We start from the raw sequence: 5,226 nt of genomic DNA, 5'->3' as shown, positions 1-5,226 counted from the left end.
CATTTTTGCCAAATATCCTAAAGTCATCAAGCTCGTAATGAACATAAAAATAAAATATACTGCACGTGGCAATTCATACATTTTTATTAAAAAAGGATAGGTGAAAAATATCACAATTCCCGCAAGTTGTATGGCAATTTCCCCTTTCATCGTTTTGCGTATTTTGGCAATTGGCATTTGACTTTTCTTTACGTTTTCTAAACTCGTAGGCAACAACAAACCGTCTTGATTTTCGTCGTCCATCAGTTCTTTAATTTTATCAAAATCCATGACTTTGTGTTTTTATAATTTCTTTTAATTTTTTCTTCGTACGATTCAGCTTTACGCGAACATTTACAGGTGACATTCCTAAATTTTTAGCAATTTCTTCTCCCGAAAACCCTTCTATAAACTGAAAGATCAACGCTTTTTCAATTTTGTTCAATTGCTGTACCGCTTTGTAAAAAGTTGCCAATTGTTCTTCCTTTTCATCAGAATAGTCTTCTTGTGCCAATTGCACATGTTCAGGCATTTTATAATTATCAGGCTTGCGTTTATCTTTCTTAAAAAATACAATAGCCGTGTTCAATGCCACACGATACATCCAACTTGAAAACTGACTTTTCCCATTGAACGATTGAAGCGATTTCCAGAGTTGTAAAATAATTTCCTGCACCAAATCTTCACGATCGTTCGCATCTTCAAAGTACATGCGAGAAACCTTGTGAATAATACCTTTGTGTGTGGTAATTTTACTTAGAAATTCTTGTTCTGTGAGTTCCAATGAATCGAGTTTTAAAATACAGGTGTAATTGTATATCCTTGCTTTCTTAATAATTCAATTACGCCATTTTCACCTGGCAAATGTGCAGCTCCAACAGCAAATAAATTGCTTTGTTTTTTCATCATTTCGGGCATTAATTTTGCCCAATTTATATTGCGAACAGTCAACATCCAATGTGCTGCATTCTTATTGAAAAAACGTGCATCGTTTATTCCATCATAAAGTTTGCTAATTTCTTCTTTTTTGTAGGATGTTACCATTTCTTCTAAAGCTACTTTGTATTCAGAATGCAATTCTATTTGTTGCCATAAAAAATCTTTTGGATACGCCTTCGCGAAAAAATCCAATTGCCCATCTAAACTTTCTAATCCTGCCACTTTTTTGTTGTTAGCTTTTGCCATACTTGTCAATTCTACTTCATACATTTTTTTCAAAGGACAATCATAACTTTGCTGAATCAATAAGGTATACACAGTCATTAAGGTATAATTATTGACCATTTGCAGTGACATATTTAATTCTTTTTTCAGTAAATTATCTAAATATGTTTGTTTTGCTTCAGATAATTCTTCCGTTAACTTTCCGCCAGACATCATCTTTTTTTGTGCTGCCATCAATGCTTTTGTGTCCGACATATCTACTTCCAATACCAAACGATCTGTTTCGTTAAAAGCCTTTGTTACTTTCTCAGGAATTGAGAAATCATCTTTACATAAAATATGAACCGTTCCGAGCAAATAGGATGGTTTTTCAAGGTCTTTGTGTTCAATTTTCCATAACACAGAATTTTCAAGTTTTTGATCTTGCGCGTTCGCAGCAAAACTGCTTACCACAAAGCAAATAAGTACAATTAGTTTTTTCATGTTTCTGTTTTTAAGTCACAAAAGGCGTTCAGCTGAATAGATCTTAGTGTTCAATTAATTTCTATTTGCTCCGTAAGTATCGACTTTGAAAATATGTTACAAGAAAATGAAAACTATTTTATAACTAATTTAAAATCAAAATTATACAACCTAAAAACTATTTCGCCGCAATCACATCAATTTCAATTTTTGCGCCAATAGCTAATCCGCCCGCAGCAAAAGTTGTGCGTGCAGGTTTGTTTGGAAAGTATTGTACGTACACGCTATTAAAATCTTTAAAATCATTAATATCAGCTAGAATCACAGTACATTTTACCACACGATCTAAAGAAGAATTGTGTTGTGCTAATACCGCTTTTATATTTTCTAATGCTTGTTTTGTTTCTGCTTTAATTCCGCCTGAAACTAAAACACCTTTTTTATGATCTTTTCCTATTTGACCTGATAAGAATAATAAATTTTCGGTTTCTACGGCGGCACTAAACGGTGTATTTTGTCGTTGTGGCAAGTGCGATTTATGAAATGTAATCGTACTAGAATTGTTATCGTTAGTATTGTTATTGTCGTTTGAAGTCTGACAGCTTCCTAAACATAAAAGTAACATACAAAGGGAAAAGAAGGTTTTCACAAGATTGAATTTTTGGTTGAAAACAAATTTAAGGAATCTTTACAAAAATCTGTTTTTAGTAGTAATGTTACTTTTTATGATGGTTTAAATAGAATATTCCAACAAAGGAACCTGTTATTTTAACTGTATTTACATAATTTTCAACCATATATGATTGTCATTTTTGAACTAAGAAGTGTTTTTTGATTTACCTTAAAAACTATGTAAAACTAGGCTACATCTTTAAATAAATTATTCTTAATATGGTTACTTTCTCAATTTTTGTACCTTTGAATTCTAATTATATAATAAGAATCTTATGAGAAAAATTACTTTTTTGGTATTCCTTTTTATCACTTCACTTTCATTTGGTCAAATTTTGATCGATGAAGATTTTGATTATCCGAATGGATCACTTGTAGGCAACGGAACTTGGACAGCTCATTCTGGTGCAGGATCTACTCCTATACAAGTAGCTTCAGGTCAAATTTCACTTACACATGGAGGTGGTTCTAGAGAAGATATAAGTGTACCTTTTACTAGTGTTGCAACTGCAAAATATGCTAGTTTTGATTTAACAATTGCTGACCTTGGCGCTGTAATCGCAGGAACTGATTTTGAGTATTTTGCACATTTTAAAGATAATGGTTTAACTTTTTTAGCACGTGTTGATATTGTCTCACCGAATGGATCAGGAGATTTTAGAATAGGAATCGCTACTAGTAGTTCTACTGCTGAAGCAGTTTGGGCAACTGATATGTCATACGACACAACATATAGAATAACTGTTAAATATGATGAAACAGCTGGTCAAGCACAACTTTGGGTTGATGCTTCAGATGAAACAGATACATCTATAGCTGGATCTACAGGCACTGGAATTGCAGTAACTAATTTTTCATTCAGACAAACGAATTCTACGTCAGATGAGACAATTACTATAGATAATCTTATTGTTGCTGAGAATTTTACTAGTGCTAATACTTTATCAGTAGCTAAAAATACTTCTAGTAAAGATTTTTCATTGTATCCAAATCCTTTAAACGGAGCAACTTCTTTGACGATCCAAGGATTGACTAATAGAAATACTTCTGTGGTAATTTATGACATGCTCGGTAAGGAAGTTGTAAATACGTCTGTTACGAACAATACATTAAATGTATCTTCATTAAATACTGGTATTTACTTAGTGAAAATTCTTGAAGACAACAGTTCAAAATCAACAGTAAAGAAACTTATCGTACGTTAATAAGCTTCTCTTTCAACAAAAATTTAAAGACACTTCTCAGCAATGGGAAGTGTTTTTTTATGTATTCGTTAATTTGATTGAAATATTAAATCTTGAATAAATATAACTTCAATACCTCATTCTGAATTTGTTTCAGAATCACATAACAGTAAGTATAATAAAACTTGTTCTTTCGTGAAGATTAAAAATACTGCCCAATTCCGAAAACAATTCCGCTACTTGATTTTCTGGTAATTCCGTAGCCGTAATCAATTCTAAAAATAGCGTTGAAAATACGTTTGTGAATGAAGCGCAAACCAACTCCTGGATAAATTCTAAAATTTCTACTTTCTACAAAATCGCCAAAATCGCCGCCTGGATTTCGCCAAGTTCCCGCATCAACGAATCCGTTTCCTTGCAAAATAAACCAACCTTTTTCATACAATGTATACCGATATTCAGAATTCAATACCATACTTGCCGTTCCACGATCAATAATGTTTCCAACACCACGAATGTTTAAGTTATTGTCTACTGAAAAAGGCGCAAACGGACTTGCATTGTTTGAAGCGACACCAAATCGGAAACGGTTTGCCCAGTTTCCTTTTTCGCCTACTCTTTCAAAATATAAAAAGTCACTCCAACCGATTAAAAAGTTATCTTGAAAATCGTTTTCTGTCGTTACATATTGTAAATAAAGTGTGTTTTTTATGCCTTCCACATATTGATAATCGTAGTTTAAATTGTCGTATTCGTACACAAACTTTAGCATTTGTTTGTCGAGCGCTAAACTCTGTGGAATAGCATCTGATGTAATTCCGTTGAGATAACTATATTCTTCTTTAAATACGTTAATTCCGAATTGCAATCGGTGTTTAAAATTGATTTGATACAACGCCAATACTTCAAACGACGTATTGCTATATTTATAATTTGCCGATCCGCCATCAAAGAAAAGTGGTTCTTCACTCGTCCAGTTTTGATGATTAATGGCGACACCGAAATTCCGATTAAATAGGTTTGGCGCACGCAAATTGATTCCGTACGAATCGAATCCGTTATTTTGATAAAATCCGCCAAAAGCGATATTTCTTCCCAAGAAATTATAATCATACAACCCAATTTTGTACGCAACTTGCTCGTTGGTCGTTGTCCAAAGATTGACATTGGGAATGAGTGTAAAGTTTTCCTCAATATTAAAGTACACATTGTACAAATTGTCGTGCGAAATAAACACTTGATAATACGCATGCGATACACCTGCCAAACGTTTTAAAAGAATTACATCTTGGTCTAGTTGTAGCGAATCTAAAACGTCGCCATTTCGAACACTGATGTAATTTTTTAAAAATCCGACTTTGTTCTTTTTTTGTCCTTGAAATTTTACATCATAGACAATTTTGTCTTGTGCAAATCCGTAAAAGGAAATCAGTAAAAATGTGAAGAGTAATATTTTTTTCATAGCTATTGCGCTACAAATATATCTTGAATTACTGTATTTACCCAATTATCTTCGCTAACATCCATTAAAGTGAACTTGTACGAATTATTAATCGTTAAATCAAGTGGATTTTCGGGTGTAATATTCAACACGACATTTGAAATGTTGTAATATTGAAATTGATTTTCAAAGGTGTAAGTTCCTGAAAGTAAGCCGTTATTAGGCGTAGAAACTATCTGAAAATAAATAGCATTGTCGCCATTTGCATTGTCTTCCCAAGTAAATTTTGGCATGATAGACGTTTCTTGGTTTACAATAACCTCA

Annotated in this window: 6 protein-coding genes and 1 pseudogene; 1 reads left to right on the top strand and 6 read right to left on the bottom strand. The window is 32.9% G+C overall.

Annotated elements, in window-relative coordinates; genetic code table 11:
* The 4 genes from AB8B65_RS08980 to AB8B65_RS08965 form a co-directional block, all read right to left on the bottom strand.
* On the bottom strand, window positions 1-270 hold a 270-nt coding region (locus tag AB8B65_RS08980; protein ID WP_405300609.1), incomplete at its 3' end, for a hypothetical protein.
* Window positions 260-763, bottom strand: coding sequence for an RNA polymerase sigma factor (locus AB8B65_RS08975; RefSeq protein WP_405300607.1), 504 nt, complete (start codon window positions 761-763; stop codon window positions 260-262). The genes AB8B65_RS08975 and AB8B65_RS08980, both read right to left, overlap by 11 nt.
* Window positions 764-774: 11 nt before the next feature.
* The gene (locus AB8B65_RS08970; RefSeq protein WP_405300605.1) at window positions 775-1,626 is read right to left on the bottom strand and encodes a TraB/GumN family protein; all 852 of its coding nucleotides are present in this window, start codon (window positions 1,624-1,626) and stop codon (window positions 775-777) included.
* Window positions 1,627-1,783: 157 nt separating this feature from the next.
* On the bottom strand, window positions 1,784-2,254 hold the full coding sequence (locus AB8B65_RS08965) for a RidA family protein (RefSeq protein WP_405300604.1): 471 nt from the start codon (window positions 2,252-2,254) through the stop codon (window positions 1,784-1,786).
* Between the two features lie 298 nt (window positions 2,255-2,552).
* Between AB8B65_RS08965 and AB8B65_RS08960 the strand changes: the two genes are divergently transcribed.
* On the top strand, window positions 2,553-3,482 hold the full coding sequence (locus AB8B65_RS08960; protein ID WP_405300603.1) for a T9SS type A sorting domain-containing protein: 930 nt from the start codon (window positions 2,553-2,555) through the stop codon (window positions 3,480-3,482).
* 181 nt (window positions 3,483-3,663) lie between these two features.
* Here the strand turns inward: AB8B65_RS08960 and AB8B65_RS08955 are convergent, their stop codons facing one another.
* Together AB8B65_RS08955 and AB8B65_RS08950 are read right to left on the bottom strand one after the other, a co-directional pair.
* Window positions 3,664-4,923 (bottom strand): outer membrane protein assembly factor, encoded by a 1,260-nt coding sequence (locus AB8B65_RS08955; protein ID WP_405300602.1) that lies wholly within the window; start codon window positions 4,921-4,923, stop codon window positions 3,664-3,666.
* Window positions 4,924-4,925: 2 nt separating this feature from the next.
* Window positions 4,926-5,226, bottom strand: a pseudogene (locus AB8B65_RS08950) (hypothetical protein); the annotation flags it as partial.

It is taken from the genome of Kordia sp., from assembly GCF_045105435.1.
In the GTDB taxonomy this organism is placed as follows: Bacteria; Bacteroidota; Bacteroidia; order Flavobacteriales; family Flavobacteriaceae; genus Kordia.
The sequence above is the reverse complement of the archived record's forward strand: the minus strand, read 5'-3'. Positions and strand labels throughout refer to the sequence as shown.

Excerpts from the sequence above, each read along its gene's own strand:
- AB8B65_RS08960 (WP_405300603.1), top strand. The coding sequence starts at position 2,553 with ATGAGAAAAATTACTTTTTTGGTATTCCTTTTTATCACTTCACTTTCA.
- AB8B65_RS08955 (WP_405300602.1), bottom strand. The coding sequence starts at position 4,923 with ATGAAAAAAATATTACTCTTCACATTTTTACTGATTTCCTTTTACGGA.
- AB8B65_RS08970 (WP_405300605.1), bottom strand. The coding sequence starts at position 1,626 with ATGAAAAAACTAATTGTACTTATTTGCTTTGTGGTAAGCAGTTTTGCT.